Source organism: Streptomyces blattellae (assembly GCF_009709555.1).
GTDB lineage: Bacteria > Actinomycetota > Actinomycetes > Streptomycetales > Streptomycetaceae > Streptomyces > Streptomyces blattellae.
This window is the reverse complement of sequence record NZ_WJBG01000242.1, coordinates 67071-82607: the sequence shown is the minus strand read 5'-3', so window position 1 is coordinate 82607 and position 15537 is coordinate 67071. Positions and strand designations below refer to the sequence as shown.

Here is a 15537-nt window from a genome sequence, read left to right as displayed (position 1 = left end):
TCGTGGTGCCGTGGTACTCCACCGCATCCCTGGTCAGATCCATGAACGCCTGCTCCAACGACACCGTCCGCGAACTCAGCTCGAACAGTGCGACGCCGTGCTCCGCCGCCTTCAGCCCGATCTCACGGGCGGTGAGCCCTGCGACGTGCAGTTCCTCGGAGCCGGCCTGACCGGTGATGTCGACGCCCGGCCCCGCCAGGACGTCCCGCAGCCGCGCCGGATCCTGGGCCGCCACCTTCACCGTGTTCCCGCCGGCCTCGCGCACCAGATCCTGCACCGTCGTATCGGCCAGCAACCGCCCGCGCCCCACGATGATCAGATGGTCCGCCACCAGCGCCATCTCACTCATCAGATGCGAGGAGACGAACACCGTCCGCCCCTCCTGCGCGAGCCCCGTCAGCAGATTGCGGATCCACAGCACGCCCTCCGGATCGAGGCCGTTGACCGGCTCGTCCAGCATCACCGTCTGCGGATCACCCAGCAGCGCCGCGGCGATACCCAGCCGCTGCCCCATACCGAGGGAGAAGGCCCCGGCCCGCTTCCCCGCCACACTGCCCAGACCGGCCAGCTCGATGACCTTCTCCACCCGGCTGCGGGGTATCCCGTGCGTCAGCGCGAGCGCGTTGAGATGGTTGTACGCCGAGCGGCCCGGGTGGATCGACTTCGCCTCCAGCAGCGCGCCGACCTCCTGCAGCGGGGCCCGGTGCTGGGCGTAGCGGCGGCCGTTCACCGTCACGGAGCCGCTCGTCGGGGCGTCCAGTCCGACGATCATGCGCATCGTGGTCGACTTCCCCGCACCATTGGGCCCGAGGAAGCCGGTCACCGTGCCCGGCTTGACGGTGAAGTCCAGCCCGTCCACCGCCGTCTTCTCCCCGTACCTCTTGGTGAGTACCCGTGCCTCGATCATCCGCATGCCCTCCCTGAGCCTCCGGCACCGGTCCGGCGCCGCACCAGCAACGCTACGAACCGATCAGCCCAGATCCCGTCAACCTCAGGCTGAACCACAGGGGGCGGCCTCGTACCGTGGTACGAGACCGGTGTCAGACTCGGGTCTGGCGGATCGGCTCCGCCGCAGGAGACGCGACGACAACAGCCGCCCTTTCCACGGCCTGCGGCGGCCCTCCCGCCTCCATCGTCACAGCAGCTTGTCCAGGGTGATGGGCAGGTCGTGGATCCGCTTGCCGGTGGCGTGGTGGACGGCGTTCGCGATCGCGGCGGCGACCCCGGTGGGGCCCACCTCTCCGATACCGATCAGGCCCATCGGCATGGTCGGGTCGGGTTCGTCGAGGCACGCGATGTCGATCTGCGGGATGTCGGCCTGGACCGGGAGGTGGTACTCCGCCAGGCTCGGGTTCATGATCCGTCCGTTGCGCGGGTCGACCAGGGTCTCCTCGCCCATGGCCATGCCGATCCCCGCGATGATGCCCCCGCGGAGCTGGCTGGTGGCCGTCTTCGTGTTGATCACCCTGCCGAAGTCGAACACGCCGGTCCATCGCGCGACCCGCACCTCGCCGGTGTCCCGGTCGACCCGGACCTCGCAGAAGTGGGCCCCGTAAGCGGCCTTCATCCAGCGCCGCTGGTCACGCAGGAACCTCGTGAAGAACTTCACCTGGCCGGTCATCTTCCCGACCCGGGTGTCCGAGCCGATCGCGACCTCCACGGACGGCAGGCCCGCCCTGGCCAGCGTCTCCGTGAATGCCTGACCGGTCGTGCCGTACCTGCGGGCCAGGCCACGCAGCCGCTTCTTGAGCTTGTCGCAGCCCGCCAGGAGGCTGCCCGCCACGGTGGCGGTCTGCACGGATCCGATCGCGGCGGCGCTGCTCGGCAGATCCGAGTCACCGTATTCGACCCGCACACTGTCGAACGGTACGCCGAGCGCGTCGGCGGCGATCTGCGCCTGCACCGTCGCGGCGCCCACGCCCATCTCCTGGAAGGCGCAGCGGACCAGGACGCCGCCGTCGACGGAGAGGCGAACGGTGACGTTGGCCGCCATCTGCTGGGCCGGGTGGAAAGCCGTGGCCACACCCATGCCGACCAGCCACCGGCCGTCCCGCATCGAGCCGGGCTCCGGCGTGCGTTCACGCCAGTCGAACATCTCGGCGCCCAGCTCGTAGGCCTCCCGCAGCAACCGGCGGGAGAACGCCTTGCCGTCGACCGGATTGGTCTCGGGCTCGTTGAGCATGCGGAACTGGATCGGGTCCATGCCGACCCGGTAGGCCAGTTCGTCGACCGCCGACTCCAGGGCGAAACTCCCGATTCCCTCGCTGGGCGTGCGCATCGGCGCGGGCGGGATGAGGTCCATCTCGACCAGGTTCTGCTGGAGCAGCATGGTCGGGGTGGCATAGAGGTGCCGTGACGGGCTGGTCAGCCCCTCCGGAAGGCCGCCCACCCGCCCGGTGCGCGAGACGGTGGTGTGGATGAGCGAGGTCAGCTTGCCGTTGTTGTCGGCGCCGAGCGCGACCCGCTGCGTCGAGGCCGCACGTGCGCCGACGGTGTGGTAGACCGCCTCGCGGGTGAGCATCATGCGCACCGGCCGGTCGATCGCGCGCGCGGCCAGGGCGGTGAGGATCGTGCCGGCCCAGACCACGCTCTTGCCGCCGAACCCGCCGCCCACGAAAGTCGAGCGGACCCGCACGTTCGCCGGGGGGATGTCGAACCGCAGCGCGAGGTGCGTGCGCAGCCAGTCGATGCCCTGCGTGCTGTCGTGCACGGTGAGCCGGTCGCCCTCCCACACCGCCGTCGTGGCGTGCGGTTCGATCGCGTTGTGGTTGTGGGGCGGGTTGGTGAACCGCAGATCGACCTTCACCGGCGATGCCGCGAACGCCGCCTCGGCGTCCCCCTTCTTCGCACTGCTCGGCAGCACCATGTTGGCCTTCTGGGGCTTGGCGTTGCCTTCTTCGACGGCGAAGTCCACAGCCGCCGGAAGCTCCTCGTACGTGACCTGGACCAGGGCGGCGGCTTCGCGTGCCGCCTCCAGGGTCTCGGCCACCACGAGCGCCACCGGCTGGCCGTCCCAGAAGATCTCGTCGGTCTTGAGGTAGTTGACCTGGGTTCCGGGCGCGAACGTGGCGAAGTTGAACGGGCTGAACGGCTGCGGCGGCTTCAGGTCGGGCGCGTTCTCGTGGGTGAGCACGGTGATCACGCCGGGTACGGCGGTCGCGGCCGCGGAGTCGATCGCGGTGATCCGGCCGCGGCTGACCGTGGCGGGCACCAGCGTTGCGTACGCGAGGTTCGGGTAGGGGACCTCGGCGGCGAAGACGGCGGCTCCGGTGGTCTTGGCGGGTCCGTCGACGCGGTCGATGGGCCTGCCGACGGCCGGGCCGTCCGTCCCGGCGTGGGGCAGGGTCTCGTTCATGCGGCGCTCCCGTCCGTGAGAAGCCGGCGCAGGGTCGCCACGATGGTGCGTCGCGCCAGTTCGATCTTGAAGTCGTTGTCGCCCTGGCCGACCGCTGATGCGAGTGCGGCGTCCGCGGCCCGGCCGAACGACTCCTCGGTGGCCGGCGCCCCGAGCAGCCCTTCCTCCGCCACGTGCGCCCGCCAGGGCTTGGCGGCGACCCCGCCGAGCGCCAGCCGAACCGCGCTGACGTACCCGTTCCGGACCTCCATCGCCGCCGCGACCGACACCAGGGCGAACGCGTAGGAGGCCCGGTCGCGCACCTTGCGGTAACGCGACGTCGCCGCGACCGGCAGGCCGGGCACGTCGATCGCGGTGATCAGTTCGTCCGGGGCGAGTGCGGTCTCGATGTGCGGTGTGCTGCCGGGCAGGCGGTGGAACTCGGCCAGCGGAATGCGCCGCACCCCGCGCTCGCTTTGCACCTCGACGACGGCGTCCAGGGCGACCAGGGCGACGGCCATGTCGGACGGGTGGGTGGCGATGCACTGCTCGCTCGCGCCGAGGATGGCATGGCTGCGGGTGAAGCCGCCGATCGCGCCGCAGCCGCTGCCCTGCTCGCGCTTGTTGCACGGTGACGCACTGTCATAGAAGTAGAGGCACCGCGTGCGCTGCATCAGGTTTCCACCGATGGTCGCCATGTTGCGCAGCTGCGCCGACGCACCGTGCAGGATCGCCTGAGACACCATCGGGTAGCGCGTTCTGACCAGCGGATGCGCGGCGAGTTCGCTGTTGCGCACGAGCGCGCCGATCCGGATCCCGCCGTCGGGCAGTTCCTCGATCCCGGTCAGGGGCAGGCGCGTGATGTCCACGATCGTGTCCGGACGCTCGACGTTCTCCCGCATGAGATCGACGAGGTTGGTCCCGCCGCCCAGAAACTTCGCGTTGGGCTCGGCCGAGATCGCCCGGACCGCGTCCTCCACGTCGGCTGCGACCAGGTAGGAGAAGGACTTCATCGGGCGACCTCCCCGATCGCGGCGACGATGCCGTTGTAGGCGCCGCACCGGCACAGGTTCCCGCTCATCCGCTCCCGGATCTCCGCCTCGGACAGCTCACCGCCGCTCTCGGCCAGGTGCTCGGTCGCCGCACTGGGCGCTCCGCCCTTGTGCTCGGCCAGCATCCCGATCGCGGAACAGATCTGGCCGGGGGTGCAGTAACCGCACTGGAATCCGTCGTGGCGGACGAACGCCTCCTGCACCGGATGATCGACCCCCTCGATCGTGGTGATCTCCCGTTCGTCGTACTGCACGGCGAGCGCGAGGCAGGAGTTGATCCGCACACCCTCCACCAGCACGGTGCAGGCACCGCACGCCCCCTGGTCGCATCCCTTCTTCGTGCCGGTCAGGCCGACGTTCTCACGGAGGGCGTCGAGCAGGGATGTGCGGTGGTCGACGGCCAACCGGTGGTTCTCGCCATTGATGGTCAAAGAGATGACGCTGGACGTCATCGAGGGGGTCGAACCCATGATCATCCTCGGGGTCGGGGGGTGGCTCTCGGGCGGGTCTGGTGCGGGGGATGCGACGGAGTGATCGTCGGTCGCGCATGCCACCGGCCATTCACACCGACACCGGTTGCCGGTTATGGTGAACCTAAGCGGACAACCGTCCGGTATGGTGGAAGGTAGCGGACTGTTGTCCGGTTAGCAAGCGGAAGGCCGGGGCACACCCGGGGAGGTGGACGAGTGGAACCGAAGAACGAGGTGCCTCAGCGCTCGGACGCGCAACGCAATCGCGAGCGCATCCTGGCGGTGGCGCTGACCGAGCTCTCGCTGTTCGCGGACGCCCCACTCAGCCTGATCGCCAAAAAGGCCGGGGTCGGGCAAGGAACGCTGTACCGGAACTTCCCCAACCGCGAGGCGCTCGTCCTGGAGGTCCACCAGCGCGAGGTGCAGCATCTCGCCGATAGCGCGTCCGAGTTGCTGCTGAGCGGCAGACCCGATGAGGCCCTGCGCGAGTGGATGAGCCGCCTCGCCTACTTCGCCATGGCCAGGGCCGGTCTGGCCGACGCACTGCGCCAGGCCATCAGCGCGACGGGAAGCCCGGCAAAACCGGGATACTCCCTGGTGGTCGACGCGATCGAACTCCTGATCCACGCCAACCACGAGGCCGGCACCATCCGCCCGGATCTGACAGCCGACGACTTCATCCTCGCCATAGCCGGCATCTGGCAGATCGACAACCATGGGGACTGGCGGGCCAAGTCCGGTCGACTCCTCGACCTCATCATGGACGGCCTGCGGGTGGGAGCCCCTGGGCCGCGGTGAGTTTTTTTGGTGTCCCGGCTCACATGGCGTATCGGGGGCGTCGCAGACACCATGGTCGTCGTCACGGGCAGGCCGCGAAGGGATCCAGGATGTTCCGCAAGGTACTGGTCGCCAACCGAGGCGAGATCGCCATTCGTGCGTTCCGCGCCGGCTATGAGCTGGGGGCACGGACCGTCGCCGTGTTTCCGCACGAGGACCGCAACTCGCTGCACCGGCTCAAGGCGGACGAGGCGTACGAGATCGGTGAGCCGGGCCACCCGGTGCGGGCCTATCTCTCGGTCGACGAGATCGTACGAGCGGCTCAGCGGGCCGGAGCCGACGCCGTCTACCCGGGCTACGGCTTCCTCTCCGAGAACCCCGAACTGGCCCGTGCCTGCGAGGAGGCGGGCATCACCTTCGTCGGGCCGGACGCCGGCACGCTGGAGCTGACCGGCAACAAGGCCCGCGCGGTGGCCGCCGCCCGCGCCGCCGGCGTACCGGTGCTCGGCTCCTCGCAGCCCTCGACCGACGTCGACGAACTGGTCCGTGCCGCCGACGACATCGGCTTCCCGGTGTTCGTGAAGGCCGTCGCGGGCGGCGGGGGACGCGGCATGCGGCGCGTGGAGGCGCCCGCCCAGTTGCGCGAGTCGATCGAGGCGGCCTCGCGCGAGGCGGCGTCCGCCTTCGGTGATCCGACCGTCTTCCTGGAGAAGGCCGTTGTCGAGCCACGCCACATCGAGGTGCAGATCCTCGCCGACGGCGAGGGCGATGTCATCCACCTGTTCGAGCGGGACTGCTCGGTGCAGCGCCGCCACCAGAAGGTGATCGAGCTGGCCCCCGCGCCCAACCTCGGCCCGGAGCTGCGGGAACGGATCTGCTCGGACGCCGTGCGCTTCGCCCGCGAGATCGGCTACCGCAACGCCGGCACCGTGGAGTTCCTGCTCGACCGCGACGGCAACCACGTCTTCATCGAGATGAATCCGCGCATCCAGGTCGAGCACACGGTCACCGAGGAGGTGACCGACGTCGACCTGGTCCAGGCCCAGCTGCGCATCGCCTCCGGCGAGACCCTCGCCGACCTCGGACTCGCCCAGGAGACCCTCACCCTGCGCGGCGCCGCCCTGCAGTGCCGTATCACCACCGAGGACCCGGCCAACGGCTTCCGTCCCGACACCGGCCGGATCAGCGCCTACCGCTCACCGGGCGGCTCCGGCATCCGTCTGGACGGCGGTACCACGCACGCCGGTACGGAGATCAGCGCGCACTTCGACTCGATGCTGGTGAAGCTCACCTGCCGGGGCCGGGATCTGACCGCCGCGATCGGCCGGGCCCGGCGCGCGGTCGCCGAGTTCCGCATCCGCGGGGTCTCCACGAACATCCCGTTCCTGCAGGCCGTCCTGGACGACCCCGACTTCCAGGCCGGCCGGGTCACGACGTCGTTCATCGAGCGGCGGCCGCACCTGCTGACCGCGCGGCACTCCGCGGACCGCGGCACCAAGCTGCTGACCTATCTCGCCGACGTCACCGTCAACAAGCCGCACGGCGAGCGGCCGGACCTCATCGACCCCACGACCAAGCTGCCGGCCCGGTCGGCCGGTGAGCCGCCCGCCGGCTCCCGGCAGCGGCTCGCCGAACTCGGCCCCGAGGGCTTCGCCCGGGCGCTGCGCGAGTCGCCGCTGCTCGGCGTCACCGACACCACCTTCCGCGACGCCCACCAGTCCCTGCTGGCCACCCGGGTACGCACCAAGGACCTGCTGGCCGTCGCCCCGGTCGTCGCGCACACCCTGCCGGAGTTGCTCTCCCTGGAGTGCTGGGGCGGCGCCACCTATGACGTGGCCCTGCGCTTCCTCGCCGAGGACCCGTGGGAACGCCTGGCCGCCCTGCGCGAGGCGGTGCCCAACATCTGCCTGCAGATGCTGCTGCGCGGCCGCAACACCGTCGGCTACACCCCCTACCCCACGGAGGTGACCGACGCGTTCGTGCAGGAGGCCGCGGCCACCGGCATCGACATCTTCCGCATCTTCGACGCGCTCAACGACGTCGGCCAGATGCGCCCGGCCATCGACGCCGTACGCGAGACCGGGACGGCGATCGCCGAGGTCGCGCTCTGCTACACCGCGGACCTGTCCGACCCCGCCGAACGGCTCTACACCCTCGACTACTATCTGCGCCTCGCCGAGCAGATCGTCGAGGCGGGCGCCCACGTTCTGGCCGTCAAGGACATGGCGGGCCTGCTGCGCGCCCCGGCCGCCGCGACACTCGTCTCGGCCCTGCGCCGCGAGTTCGGCCTGCCGGTCCATCTGCACACCCATGACACCGCGGGCGGCCAGCTCGCCACCTACCTCGCGGCGGCCCAGGCAGGCGTGGACGCGGTGGACGGGGCGGTGGCGTCGATGGCGGGTACGACCTCGCAGCCGTCCCTGTCGGCGATCGTCGCCGCCACCGGCCACTCCGAGCGGCCGACGGGCCTGGACCTCCAGGCGGTCGGGGACCTGGAGCCGTACTGGGAGAGCGTCCGCCGTGTGTACGCGCCGTTCGAGGCGGGCCTCGCCTCCCCCACCGGGCGGGTCTACCACCACGAGATCCCCGGCGGCCAGCTGTCCAACCTGCGTACCCAGGCCGTCGCGCTCGGCCTCGGCGACCGCTTCGAGGAGATCGAGGCGATGTACGCCGCCGCCGACCGCATCCTCGGCCGGCTGGTGAAGGTCACCCCCTCGTCGAAGGTGGTCGGCGACCTGGCCCTGCACCTGGTGGGAGCGGGCGTGACGCCGCAGGACTTCGAGGCGACGCCCGACCGGTTCGACATCCCCGACTCGGTCATCGGCTTCCTGCGCGGCGAGCTGGGGACCCCGCCGGGCGGCTGGCCGGAGCCGTTCCGCACGAAGGCGCTCCAGGGCCGCGCCGACGCCAGGCCCGTGGCGGACCTGACCGCCGAGGACCGCGACGGCCTGGAGAAGTCCCGCCGCGCCACGCTCAACCGGCTGCTCTTCCCCGGCCCGACGCGCGAGTTCGAGACCCACCGTCAGTCGTACGGCGACACCAGCATCCTGGACAGCAGGCACTTCTTCTACGGCCTGCGCCCCGCCAGGGAATACGCCGTCGACCTCGAACCCGGCGTCCGCCTGCTCATCGAGCTGCAGGCCATCGGCGAGGCCGACGAACGCGGCATGCGTACCGTGATGGCCGGCCTGAACGGCCAGCTGCGCCCGGTCCAGGTCCGCGACGTGGCCGCCGCCTCGGACGCCCCGGTCACCGAGAAGGCGGACCGGACCAACCCCGGGCATGTGGCGGCGCCGTTCGCGGGCGTGGTGACGCTCGCGGTCGCCGAGGGCGACGTGGTGGAGGCCGGCGTGACCGTGGCCACCATCGAGGCGATGAAGATGGAGGCCGCCATCACCGCGCCGACGGCGGGCCGGGTGGCCAGGCTGGCCATCAACCGCATCCAGCAGGTGGAGGGCGGAGACCTGCTCGTGGAGATCGTGTAGCGGCAGGCGAGCGCGGGGCCGGGTGACTGCCGTACCGGCGCGGGCAGTCACCCGAGCGGCCCGTCCCTCTGCAACCCCCTCGCAACCTCCCGCGTGCTGCGCTGTCGGCATGCATGAAGAGACCCCGCGTGTCGAGCTGACGCCCGCGGCCGCCGACCTGTTGCGTCGGCTGCGGCAGGCGCACGGTCCGCTGATGTTCCATCAGTCCGGCGGCTGCTGCGACGGCAGTGCGCCCATGTGTTACCCGGAGGGCGAGTTCCGTACGGGCGGCTCGGACGTGCTGCTCGCGGAGCTGGCGGTGGACGGGGTCGAGGAGCGGGTGGGCTTCTGGATGTCGAGGAGTCAGTACGAGGTGTGGAGCCACACCCGGCTGATCGTCGACGTCGTCGAGGGCCGGGGCAGCGGCTTCTCACTGGAGGCACCCGAGGGGGTGCGTTTTCTGATCCGTTCGCGCGTAGTCGGCGCTTAGGCACCCCGGCGGTCACCGCCGTCTGGTCCAATCCCCCTGAGTTCAAGGAGATGTGACGAGCCCTCAGGGGGTACGGTGACGCGTCGTCAGGGACGGTTCGCAGCAGGCAGGACGGTACTGGCTTTTCTCACGGCATTCGGCGCGCTGGCCGGTGCGGCCCTGGTGGGGGCGGCACCGGCCGGCGCCGTCCAGGGCGGCACCCGGATCGCGCAGGGTGTCACATACGAGCAGATCGACATCGAGGCGGCCAAGGGTGTGACGCGTGCTCATGTGCTCAGCGTCGACCTGGGCGATCCGAAGGTCCGGCTCGGTCTGCTGTATCCGGGAACGGTGGCCGCACGCGCGAAGGTCTCGCGACTGGCCGGCGCCCAGGGCGCCGTCGCGGGCATCAACGGCGACTTCTTCAACATGAGCGAGACCCAGCACCCCGGCGTGGCGGCGACGGGCGCGAGCGTGGGCCCGGCGGTCGCCGAGGGCGGTGCGCTGAAGGCCGCGGTGCCGCGCGGCCAGCGCTTCGGCCCGTCGCTGCCTCCCGGCACGAGCACGAAGGACGTGTTCGGTGTCGGCGCCGACCAGCGGGCCCGGCTGGACAGCCTCTCGCTGAAGGGATCGGTCCGCACGGCCGAGGGGCAGTTGCCGCTCGGCGGGCTCAACCAGTACGCCCTGCCGGTGGGCTCCGTCGGCGCTTTCACCACCCAATGGGGCAGCGTCTCCCGGGTGCGCGCCACCTGCGGCACGGACACGAACCGCGCCGCGCCGTGCAGCACGGACACCTACGAGGTGAAGGTCCGCGGCGGAAAGGTCGTCTCGGCCGCGGACGCCCCGGGCAGCGGGCCCATCGCCCAGGGGACGACCGTGCTGGTCGGCCGGGAGGCGGGGGCGCAGCAGCTGCGCAAGTTCTCCGTGGGTGAGCCCGTGACGGTACAGCACCAGCTGATGCCGTCCACGGCCGGGACGCCGTTCCGCTTCGCCCTGGGCGGCCATCCGGTCCTGACGGGCGGACAGCCGCTTCCGGGGCTGGACAACAGGACGGGGGCCGTGCGGACCGCCGTGGGCATCGCGGACGGCGGGCGCCGGGTGCTTCTGCTCGCGCTGGACGGCGCCGCCGAGTACCGCACGGGTCTGACGATCGCCGAACTGGCCGAGACCATGCGGAAGCTGGGTTCGGCCGACGCGTTCAACCTGGACGGCGGCGGGTCGTCGACGCTGGTCGCCCGCGCGCCGGGCGCGACCGCGGTCACGGTACGCAACCACCCCTCCGGCGGCGCGGAACGCCCCGTCCCGAACGGCATCGGGGTCTTCTCAGTCCAGTGACCGCCGCGGTGGCCTCACGGTCTCAGACTGCTGACGATGTCCGCTGTCGCCGTGAGGCCGCTCTCAATGGTCGGCGCCATGCTCGAACTCGCCATGTAGAAGCCGAGCAGCACGCAGACGATCGCGTGGGTGGGCTTCAGCCCGCCGTTGCGCAGGAAGACCACCGCCAGGACCAACAGCAGCAGCACCACCGAGATGGACACGGCCATCGAAAACCTCCTCCGCCACGTCCGCTTCGCGGCGTTCGGCCCCGAGTGTGGCGTAGCGGAGGGTTCGTCCGGGCGGCTGGAGTGTGCTCCGAACGTGTGGTGTCCCGCCGTTACATTGAGGCCGAGTGCGCGTCCAGGAAGGCTTCCAGGCCGGTCAGGTCGTCGGTGTTGAGGTAGTCGACGTCGGCGGCGAGGAGCTGCGTCCACAGGGCGTCCCGGGCCGGGCCCGCGAGGTCCGGGGTGGCCCAGAAGCGGACCTCCTGTCCGCGTGCGTGCGCGGCCTGGACGATGGTGTGCAGCTTCTGCCGCTCGGCGGCGGGGAAGGCGCCCACGCCCAGCCAGGTGAAGTTGAGCGTCCAGTTGTCACTGATCAGCGGGACGAAGGAGGCGGGCGCGGAGGTGCCGAGGTCGGCGAGCCGGCCGTCGTAGAAGGCCCGGCGCACGGTCTGGGCCTCCATGGGGACGCGGGCCGCGCGGTCGCCGGAGATCACCGCGGTGACGGGGCCGGGGTGCACCCGGCCGCGCGCGTAGGTGGTGAACAGGCCCTTGTAGCGCCGCAGGTGCCGGTCGAGTTCGAGGTAGGTCGACGAGCCCTCGGTCTTGATGTCGATGAGCAGTTGGAGCGAGCCGCGGTGACCCCGGTGGACGGAACCGTGGTTGGCCTTCACGCGTGACGCGAGCGTGTCCAGGTAGAGGGATTCGAGGGTGCGGGCCGGGTCGAGGTCGACCACGTCGTGGGCGACGAGAAGCTGGTCGCCGACGAGCCAGATGTCGGCCTCGACGCTGCCGAAGCGGTGGTCGAGGGCGTCGAGGAGGGGACGGGGGTGCTCGTAGTCGTTGTGTGCGTGAGCGCGCCAGAGCGGGCGGGGGTGGTGCTTCTTCCGCTCGCCCGCCAGCGCCTGTGAGGCGGGCGCCACGACCGCGCCCGCGAGGGCGGTGCCGAGGGTGAGGGCTCTGCGACGGGTGATGTGGGCCATGCTCGCTCCCCGAGGAGTTCCGGATTGAAACTCCAGCGAGTATGCGTTCGAGTGGGGCCCAAGAAACCCCTTGGTAAAGGGAGTTGGCCGGACTGCCGCCGTGAGTTCACTTCCGTGGCCCACCGCACACCGAGAAGCCCGCCCCTGGTGGGGCGGGCTTCTCGCGGTCTACTCCCAGGTGTACGTCAGGGGGCGCGCAGGTCGACCAGTTCGGCCAGCGCGGCACGGTGGCCACCCGAGGTGCCGTAGGCGATCGAGTCCGCCTTGGCCCGCTTCAGGCACAGGTGCACCGGGTGCTCCCAGGTCATCCCGATACCGCCGTGCAACTGCAGCGCCTCCTCGGCGGTGTGGACGGCGGCGCCCGCCGCGTAGGCCTGCGCGACGGCGACCGCCACCTCGACGTCCTCGCCGGTCGCGAGCGCGTCGGCCGCGTTCCGGGCGGCGGCGCGCAGGTTGACGACCTCCAGCCACAGCTGCGCGAGCCGGTGCTTGAGCGCCTGGAACCCGCCGACGGGCCGGTTGAACTGCTTGCGTTCCTTGAGGTACCGGACCGTCTCGGTCAGCGCCCAGTCGGCGAGCCCGAGTTGCTCGGACGCGAGCAGCCCGGCTCCGGCCCGCAGCGCCCGTCGTACGGCGGGTTCGGCATCGCCCACCCGGCGCCCGCGAGCCCCTTCCAGCACCACGCGCGCCACCGGCCGGGTCAGGTCCAGCGACACCTGCGGTACGACGGTGACGGCGTCGGCATCGGCGTCCACGGCGTACAGCCCACCGTCGTCCGCGGGCACCAGCAGCACGTCCGCGGCCGACGCGTCCGCGATGCCGGTCGACTCGCCGTGCAGGGTGCCGTCTTCCAGCCGTACGGTCTTGAAGGCGCCGTCCGGAGCGACGCTCAGGGCGACGGCGAGGGCGCCGATCCTGCGCCCGGACGCCAGCTCGGCGAGCAGGTCGCCGGCCTCGCACGCCAGCAGGGCCTCCGTGGCGACCACGGCGCTCGTCAGATAGGGCACCGGGGCGACGGCCCGCCCCAACTCCTCCAGGACGACGGCGACTTCGCGGTGTGTGGCGCCCTGGCCGCCCTGCGCCTCTGGGACGAGCAGGCCCGCGAGGCCCATGCCGTCGGCGAGCGACTTCCACAGGGACAGGTCGTGCGGGGCGCCGGACTCGGTGCGGGCGATCACGCCGGCCGCGTCGCAGTGGTCGGTGAGCAGGTCACGGACGGCGGCGCGCAGCGCGTCCTCTTCCTCCGAGTACAGAAGGTCACTCATCGGGTCAGGTCCTTCCACGCGGCGTCCTTGTCGGTGCGCGGCTCGGCGGGCAGGCCCAGCACGCGCTCGGCCACGATGTTCAGCAGGACCTCGCTGGTCCCGCCCTCGATGCTGTTGCCCTTGGAGCGGAGGTAGCGGTAGCCGGCGTCACGGCCGGTGAAGTCGACCAGTTCCGGGCGGCGCATGGTCCAGTCGTCGTACAACAGGCCTTCCTCGCCGAGGAGTTCGACCTCCAGGCCGCTGATCTCCTGGTTGAGGCGGGCGAAGGACAGCTTCATGCCGGAGCCCTCGTAGCCGGGCTGGCCCGCGACGAGTTGCTGGCGCAGGCGCTCGCCGGTGAGGCGGGCGACCTCGGCCTCGACCCAGACCTTCAGCAGGCGCTGGTGGAGGTCGTGGGTGCGCAGTTCGGGGCGTTCTCGCCAGGTCTTCGCGATCGGCCCGATCATGCCGCCCTCGCGCGGGATGCGCATGCCGCCGATCGAGACGCGCTCGTTCATCAGCGTCGTCTGCGCGACCTTCCAGCCGTCGCCGACCTCCCCGAGGCGGTGCGCGTCCGGGATGCGGACGTCGGTGAGGAACACCTCATTGAACTCGGCCTCGCCGGTGATCTGGCGCAGCGGCCTGACCTCGACGCCCGGGTCGGTCATGTCGCAGACGAAGTACGTGATGCCCGCGTGCTTGGGCACGTCGGGATCGGTGCGGGCGATGAGGATGGCCCAGCGGGCGAGATGGGCGCTGGACGTCCACACCTTCTGTCCGTTGACGACCCAGTGATCGCCTTCCCGGACGGCTCGCGTGCCCAGCGCGGCCAGGTCGGATCCGGCGCCCGGCTCGCTGAACAGCTGGCACCAGACCTCCTCGCCCACCCACAGCGGCCTGAGGAACCGCTGCTTCTGGTCCTCCGTGCCGTATTTCAGGATCGTCGGCGCCGCCATCCCGAGGCCGATGCCGATGCGCCGCGGGTCGTTGTCCGGGGCGCCGGCCGCCTCCAACTCGGCGTCCACGACGGCCTGGAGGGAACGCGGGGCGCCGAGCCCGCCGAGACCCTCGGGGAAGTGCACCCAGGCGAGTCCGGCGTCGAAGCGGGCCTTGAGGAAGTCGAGGCGTTCCGTGGTGGCGGGTGGGTGGGCGGCCAGCACATCCCGTGTGCGGTTGCGCAGTTCTCCGGCGTCGGTCATGCGGCGGCTCCGTTCTCCAGTGCGGGCATCACGGCGACCCGGCCCGTCGTCACCCCGTCGGCGACCCGCTGTACCGCCGCCGCGGCCCCCTCCAGCGGCACCCGCTCGCTCACCAGCGGCTTGATCGCGCCCCGTGCGGCCAGTTCGGTGAGCTGCTCGTGGCAGTGCTGGACCAGCTTCGGGTCCTTGGTGTTGTACAGACCCCAGTGCAGGCCGAGGATCGCGTAGTTCTTCACCAGCGCGTGGTTGAGGCCCGGGCTGGGGATCGTCCCGCTGGCGAAGCCGACGACCAGGATCCGGCCCTCGAAGGCGACGACCTTGGCCGACTGGGTGTAGGCGGCGCCGCCGACGGGGTCGTAGATCACGTCGGCGCCCCGGCCGCCGGTGGCCTCCTTCACGGCGGCGACGACGTCCTCGGCGCGGCGGTCGACGACGACATCGCACCCCAGCTCCCGGGCGACGGCCGCCTTTTCGGCACCGCCCACGACACCGATGACGGTGGCACCGGCCGCCTTCCCGAGCTGCACGGCCGCGCTGCCGACCCCTCCTGCGGCAGCGTGGACGAGCAGGGTCTCGCCGGCCTCCAGCCGGGCCCGCCGGTGCAGGCCGAACCAGCCCGTCTGGTAGCCGATGTGCAGCGCTGCGGCCTCGGCGTCGTCCAGCGAATCGGGTGCGGGCAGACAAGCCGCGGCATCCGCGACCACGTACTCGGCGAAACCGCCGTACGGCAGGGCGGGGTTGGCGAGCACACGCCGCCCGTCCTCGGTGTCACCGCAGATCTCCACCCCCGGTGTGAACGGCAGCGGCGGCTTGACCTGGTACTCCCCCCGGCACATCAGGACATCCGGGAAGTTGATGTTGGCGGCACGCACCTTCAGCAGGACCTGGCCGTCGCCGGGCGTGGGCCGCTCCACGTCCGCCAGCCGCATCACCTCGCTCGGCTCGCCGTTCTCGTGCACTTGCCATGCCTGCATGCGGGGCCTCCACAGACTGCGTCGTCCGACCAG

13 protein-coding genes are annotated in these 15537 nt (G+C 71.2%); 4 read left to right on the top strand and 9 right to left on the bottom strand.

Going from position 1 to position 15537, the window contains the following annotated elements:
* From GFH49_RS35850 to GFH49_RS35835, 4 genes are all read right to left on the bottom strand, one after another.
* A partial coding sequence (locus GFH49_RS35850) for an ABC transporter ATP-binding protein (protein ID WP_155060235.1) occupies positions 1-907 on the bottom strand: 907 nt, incomplete at its 3' end.
* Between the two features lie 228 nt (positions 908-1135).
* Positions 1136-3355, bottom strand: a complete 2220-nt coding sequence (locus tag GFH49_RS35845) for a xanthine dehydrogenase family protein molybdopterin-binding subunit (protein WP_155060230.1) — start codon at positions 3353-3355, stop codon at positions 1136-1138.
* On the bottom strand, positions 3352-4347 hold the full coding sequence (locus GFH49_RS35840) for an FAD binding domain-containing protein (RefSeq protein ID WP_155060229.1): 996 nt from the start codon (positions 4345-4347) through the stop codon (positions 3352-3354). Before GFH49_RS35840 ends, GFH49_RS35845 begins: the two co-directional genes overlap by 4 nt.
* Positions 4344-4856, bottom strand: coding sequence for a 2Fe-2S iron-sulfur cluster-binding protein (locus tag GFH49_RS35835; protein WP_196218239.1), 513 nt, complete (start codon positions 4854-4856; stop codon positions 4344-4346). The genes GFH49_RS35840 and GFH49_RS35835 overlap by 4 nt, the downstream gene beginning before the upstream one ends.
* A 216-nt stretch (positions 4857-5072) precedes the next feature.
* Here GFH49_RS35835 and GFH49_RS35830 point away from each other — a divergent pair, with 216 nt between their 5' ends.
* The 4 genes from GFH49_RS35830 to GFH49_RS35815 all read left to right on the top strand — a co-directional run bounded on the left by GFH49_RS35830 (position 5073) and on the right by GFH49_RS35815 (position 10901).
* Entirely contained in the window at positions 5073-5654 is a 582-nt protein-coding gene (locus GFH49_RS35830) for a TetR/AcrR family transcriptional regulator (protein WP_155060228.1), read from the top strand.
* 89 nt (positions 5655-5743) lie between these two features.
* Positions 5744-9118 carry a pyruvate carboxylase gene (locus GFH49_RS35825; protein WP_155060227.1) on the top strand — a complete coding sequence of 1125 codons (3375 nt, stop codon included), beginning with the start codon at positions 5744-5746 and terminating at the stop codon, positions 9116-9118.
* Between the two features lie 109 nt (positions 9119-9227).
* The gene (locus tag GFH49_RS35820; RefSeq protein ID WP_155060226.1) at positions 9228-9587 is read left to right on the top strand and encodes a DUF779 domain-containing protein; all 360 of its coding nucleotides are present in this window, start codon (positions 9228-9230) and stop codon (positions 9585-9587) included.
* Between the two features lie 75 nt (positions 9588-9662).
* Positions 9663-10901 carry a phosphodiester glycosidase family protein gene (locus GFH49_RS35815; protein ID WP_155060225.1) on the top strand — a complete coding sequence of 413 codons (1239 nt, stop codon included), beginning with the start codon at positions 9663-9665 and terminating at the stop codon, positions 10899-10901.
* Between the two features lie 14 nt (positions 10902-10915).
* Here the strand turns inward: GFH49_RS35815 and GFH49_RS35810 are convergent, their stop codons facing one another.
* The 5 genes from GFH49_RS35810 to GFH49_RS35790 all read right to left on the bottom strand — a co-directional run bounded on the left by GFH49_RS35810 (position 10916) and on the right by GFH49_RS35790 (position 15504).
* Positions 10916-11110, bottom strand: a complete 195-nt coding sequence (locus GFH49_RS35810; protein ID WP_155060224.1) for a hypothetical protein — start codon at positions 11108-11110, stop codon at positions 10916-10918.
* A 110-nt stretch (positions 11111-11220) separates the two neighbouring features.
* Positions 11221-12087 (bottom strand): phosphatidylinositol-specific phospholipase C/glycerophosphodiester phosphodiesterase family protein, encoded by an 867-nt coding sequence (locus GFH49_RS35805; RefSeq protein ID WP_155060223.1) that lies wholly within the window; start codon positions 12085-12087, stop codon positions 11221-11223.
* A 185-nt stretch (positions 12088-12272) separates the two neighbouring features.
* Positions 12273-13352, bottom strand: a complete 1080-nt coding sequence (locus tag GFH49_RS35800) for an acyl-CoA dehydrogenase family protein (protein ID WP_155060222.1) — start codon at positions 13350-13352, stop codon at positions 12273-12275.
* Positions 13349-14530, bottom strand: a complete 1182-nt coding sequence (locus GFH49_RS35795; protein WP_155060221.1) for an acyl-CoA dehydrogenase family protein — start codon at positions 14528-14530, stop codon at positions 13349-13351. The genes GFH49_RS35800 and GFH49_RS35795 overlap by 4 nt, the downstream gene beginning before the upstream one ends.
* Complete coding sequence (locus tag GFH49_RS35790) at positions 14527-15504, bottom strand: NADPH:quinone oxidoreductase family protein (RefSeq protein WP_155060220.1); 978 nt, start codon at positions 15502-15504, stop codon at positions 14527-14529. Before GFH49_RS35790 ends, GFH49_RS35795 begins: the two co-directional genes overlap by 4 nt.
* Positions 15505-15537 lie beyond the last annotated feature (33 nt).

Coding starts and splice junctions, on each gene's coding strand:
- GFH49_RS35845 (WP_155060230.1), bottom strand. CDS start 3,355: ATGAACGAGACCCTGCCCCACGCCGGGACGGACGGCCCGGCCGTCGGC.
- GFH49_RS35790 (WP_155060220.1), bottom strand. CDS start 15,504: ATGCAGGCATGGCAAGTGCACGAGAACGGCGAGCCGAGCGAGGTGATG.
- GFH49_RS35835 (WP_196218239.1), bottom strand. CDS start 4,856: ATGGGTTCGACCCCCTCGATGACGTCCAGCGTCATCTCTTTGACCATC.
- GFH49_RS35820 (WP_155060226.1), top strand. CDS start 9,228: ATGCATGAAGAGACCCCGCGTGTCGAGCTGACGCCCGCGGCCGCCGAC.
- GFH49_RS35840 (WP_155060229.1), bottom strand. CDS start 4,347: ATGAAGTCCTTCTCCTACCTGGTCGCAGCCGACGTGGAGGACGCGGTC.
- GFH49_RS35800 (WP_155060222.1), bottom strand. CDS start 13,352: ATGAGTGACCTTCTGTACTCGGAGGAAGAGGACGCGCTGCGCGCCGCC.
- GFH49_RS35825 (WP_155060227.1), top strand. CDS start 5,744: ATGTTCCGCAAGGTACTGGTCGCCAACCGAGGCGAGATCGCCATTCGT.
- GFH49_RS35795 (WP_155060221.1), bottom strand. CDS start 14,530: ATGACCGACGCCGGAGAACTGCGCAACCGCACACGGGATGTGCTGGCC.
- GFH49_RS35810 (WP_155060224.1), bottom strand. CDS start 11,110: ATGGCCGTGTCCATCTCGGTGGTGCTGCTGCTGTTGGTCCTGGCGGTG.
- GFH49_RS35805 (WP_155060223.1), bottom strand. CDS start 12,087: ATGGCCCACATCACCCGTCGCAGAGCCCTCACCCTCGGCACCGCCCTC.